4 protein-coding genes are annotated in these 3,347 nt (G+C 55.4%); 1 reads left to right on the forward strand and 3 read right to left on the reverse strand.

All coding sequences use genetic code 11. The features are described 5' to 3' along the window. The 3 genes from K5905_RS30250 to K5905_RS30260 all read right to left on the reverse strand — a co-directional run. Positions 1-407, reverse strand: a 407-nt coding sequence (locus K5905_RS30250) for a TRAP transporter small permease (protein ID WP_297591410.1), incomplete at its 3' end; no start/stop codon positions are given. A 54-nt stretch (positions 408-461) separates the two neighbouring features. After that, complete coding sequence (gene dctP, locus K5905_RS30255; RefSeq protein WP_297591412.1) at positions 462-1,481, reverse strand: TRAP transporter substrate-binding protein DctP; 1,020 nt, start codon at positions 1,479-1,481, stop codon at positions 462-464. A 191-nt stretch (positions 1,482-1,672) separates the two neighbouring features. After that, on the reverse strand, positions 1,673-2,719 hold the full coding sequence (locus K5905_RS30260; RefSeq protein ID WP_297591413.1) for a proline racemase family protein: 1,047 nt from the start codon (positions 2,717-2,719) through the stop codon (positions 1,673-1,675). 91 nt (positions 2,720-2,810) lie between these two features. Between K5905_RS30260 and K5905_RS30265 the strand changes: the two genes are divergently transcribed. Beyond that, positions 2,811-3,347 (forward strand): DJ-1/PfpI family protein (locus K5905_RS30265; protein WP_297591414.1); only part of this gene is annotated, 537 nt, incomplete at its 3' end.

Consider the following 3,347-nt stretch of genomic DNA (forward strand, 5'->3'; position numbering starts at 1 on the left):
GGGAGGCGAAGTTCTGTCGACTTTGTCCCCATGCGGTCGGTGAACACCAGGAGATCCCAAAGCGAATTCAGGATGTAGAGCGTCAGGAGAAATGCCAGCAGACGGGTGAAGGCGTGAACGCCTGCGGTAATGCGACCTTCCCCAAAGATCGTGTCGATGAGGCTGGCCGATATATGGCTGCGTTCGTGGGTCGCGAAGGCCGCTCCGACAAAATACATGATCACGCCGGCAAAACTGGCCAGTTCCTCGATCCCGAACAGCGAGTAGTTGAAGACGTACCGCGCGACGACCTGTAAAAAGACAGCCAGGGTGAACGCTATGGAACTTACGAACATCACGAATTTCAGAATGTTCAGCTTTAGTTTCCAAAGCGGGTGCTGGATCTGTGTCTTACGCTCTTCAAGCATAGACCTTCCTCCCCCGAAGGATGACGGGAGCCGGGACGTCCCGGCCCCTCACTTTTAGTTGGCGTAATAATTCTGGATCAGTTCGTAGAGCTGATCGCCGATCTCGCCCTTCATTTGCGGCCAGGCATCTGCACGAACGGCATCCGCCAGCTTGTTGATCTCATCCCGACTGTAGGTGACAACGGTCACGCCGCTGTCCTGAAGCTGCTGGAGATAGCCATTGTCGGCAGCCTCAACCGCATCAAAGCGCTGTGTCGCCAGATCCCTTGCGATGCCTGAGACGATCTCGCGGTCTTCCGAAGACAAACGGGAAAGCGACATCGTCGAGCCAAGCAGCCAGTTGATTTCAAAGTGATCGTTGATCTGCAGCCAGGTATCGACGACACCGTTCCAGTCGCGCACCGCGTTTTCCGGAACTCCGCCGACCATTCCGTCGATGACACCGGTCTGCACGCCGGTATAGAGCTCCGCCCAGGGCATGGTCGTTGTCGAATAACCAAGGCGTTCCAGGGTCGGTTTGTGGGTCGGTACACCTGACGGCCAAACGCGTATCTTGAGGTCACTGTGGTCGGCTTCGGGGTTCTTCGGATCTGCCACCGGCTTGCCGACCGCCATACCACCAAGGCCAAATGCATAAGGTGCCAGGACGGTGATTTGCTGTGGGGCCACCAACTCATCGACAATGTTGAACAGGAAACCGTTGGTGTTCCAGGCTTCCTTCGCGCTGTCATAGTCGACGGCGGTATAAGGGAACCAGGTTATTGCAAGACGCGAGTCGAACTTAGTCGAAATGGACTGGATTGCCAGATCCACCGCGCCCTGGCTCAGCTGTTCATAGACTTCCTCCCAGTCGCCGAGTTGGCTGGCCGGGAAAATCCGAACGTCGACGCGACCGTCGGTTTCAGCTGCAACACGCTCGGCGAACTGATGTGCCCACTTGTCCATGTCGCTATCAGGTGGCGACAAATGGGACAGCCTCAGCGTCGTTTCAGCCGAGGCAGTAAAAGTAGAAAACCCTATCGCGACAGCGGCGGCGGTACCCAGTACGGCACGGCGATTGATCTTCGAAAGCATGGAACTCCTCCCCTTTTCAGGAACCGCCCGACGGGGCAGCTATAGAAAAAGGATAAGGGGAGGTTTGGTGAGCTGAATTGAACAAAATGGCCGTATTTTATAATAAGACGGACATTGAAAACCGGCAATAAGCTCAAAAAAAATGGCGGCCAGGCCGCCATTCAAGTTTCAGAGGGAAGCATCGAGCTTCTTTAAGAACCGGGGATCACATGCTCGATTTCGGTGCCCCAGGTGTCGGACAGGGTGTAACCCTGTTGGTAGGGATCGCTCGGATCCACGCCGAGCTGCATTGTTGAATAGATCCAGGCTCGCCCTGCCAGGCGCGGAACAATCGCATCTTTTCCGCCAACCTTTGTTGTCGACAAAATGGATGCGTCAAAACTTGAGTTGATGACCGAGCGCATATCGAGCTGCTGGTTCAATCTCACCTGCCCCCTTGCATGCATCACGGCAAGCCTTGCGGCGCTGCCTGTTCCGCAGGGTGAGCGGTCCACACGGCCGGGTGGCATGATCGTGGCATTGCGGTAGATGCCTCGTTCGACGTCCACCTCGTCGGTAAACATCAGAAAATCAATATTGTTGAATTCGGGGGTTTCAGGATGTGAAACGGAGAGCTGCTCACGCGCAGCCCGCTTTATCCTGGCCCCCAGGGACACCATGTCCTGTGCCACATCCGGGGCTATTCGAAATCCGAGTTCATTGGCTCGCGGAAGAACATAAAAAACCCCGCCAAACGCGACATCCACGTTCAAGGTTCCAACGCCGTCCACCTCGAGTTTTGCATCAATGTATTCGGCAAATGCCGGGAAGAAATCCAAGGTCACATGCTCAACACGCCCGTCCCTGCACTTAGCGACGGCCTTCACAAGTCCGGCGGCCGTATCGAGTACAACTGTGGTTTCCGGCTCATGCATCGGCAACATGCCGGTTTCCAGAAGGACCGTCGCCACGCACATTGCGTTCGATCCGGACATTGCATGCGTTCCGTCGGCCTGCATCGGAATAAAGGCGGCATCTGCGTCGGGTGCGCAAGGTGGTAGCAGAAGATTTGTAGTCATCTGTGCACACCCGCGTGGCTCATTGTTCACGAACTGCCGGAGCTCGTCATTTGCCTGGAGGAACCGCATCTTCTCGAATGTTGTAAGCCCCGGAACATCTAGCACACCGCCGGTCAGAACACGGCCGACTTCGCCTTCAGCATGAGCACCGATCACGGTTACCGTTTTTTTCCAGCGCATCGTTTCTCCTTGCGTTTTTACAGAAACTGGAAAACAAAGCAGTCAATTAATAGAATATTCTGGACATTTCGCGGACTGATTGAGGAACATGATGGACTTCAACGCGCCACAACGTCCTGGCGAATTCGAGCCAGACGTGAGATTTGCCTTTGTGTTGACGCCGGCTTTCACGCTTCTGCCTCTTGCCGGGTTTGCAGATGCGGTGCGCCACTCGTCCGATGAGGCGGACAGGAGCCGGCAGATTTTCTGTCATTGGGAAGTCCTGGGACACGACCTGACACCCGTCACCTCAAGCACGGGAATGGCGGTAACGCCTTGGAAAACCTATGCTGAAGCCGGTGATTATGATTATGTCGTGGTGGTGGGTGGACTGCTGGACCACCTGGATGAAATCCATGAAGACACTTACAACTTTCTGCGAGAAAGCCATGCAAAGGGCGCGACGCTTGTTGGCCTGTGCACGGGTAGTTTTACTTTGGCAAGAACGGGACTTCTTGACGGGTGCCGGGCTGCTATCCATGCGCACCACAGACCCGAATTCATCGAAATGTTTCCTAACGTCGTCCCCGTTGAAAACGAGCTTTACGTGTCCGAAGGAGACATTCTGACCTGCCCAGGCGGAACCGCG

The organism is Roseibium sp. (assembly GCF_025698965.1).
Taxonomy (GTDB): domain Bacteria; phylum Pseudomonadota; class Alphaproteobacteria; order Rhizobiales; family Stappiaceae; genus Roseibium.

Bases quoted from the DNA above. Each gene is read 5' to 3' on its own strand.
- dctP (WP_297591412.1), bottom strand. From the start codon at position 1,481: ATGCTTTCGAAGATCAATCGCCGTGCCGTACTGGGTACCGCCGCCGCT.
- K5905_RS30260 (WP_297591413.1), bottom strand. From the start codon at position 2,719: ATGCGCTGGAAAAAAACGGTAACCGTGATCGGTGCTCATGCTGAAGGC.